Below are 209 nucleotides of genomic sequence, written 5' to 3'. Positions count from 1 at the left end.
CTGACACAAATACTACCTATACCGCCGGAACCGGACTCACCCTGACAGGAACTTCCTTCTCGGCAAATGATGCTACGGCAACGACAAAAGGAATTATACAACTGGCAGGAGATTTAGCAGGACCTGTTGCTGCCCCTACCATTGCAAGCGGTGCAGTAACTTCTGCTAAAATAGCAGATGGTGCGGTAACTGCTTCAAAGCTTAACCAG

General features: G+C 48.8%; 1 protein-coding gene. It reads left to right on the top strand.

All coding sequences use genetic code 11. The features are described from left to right. Positions 1-209, top strand: a 209-nt coding sequence (locus tag AC3WV0_RS18205; protein WP_488847499.1) for a hypothetical protein, incomplete at both ends; no start/stop codon positions are given.

Source organism: Chryseobacterium sp. 27AL, from assembly GCF_057815395.1.
This window is presented reverse-complemented; position numbering and strand designations above follow the sequence as displayed.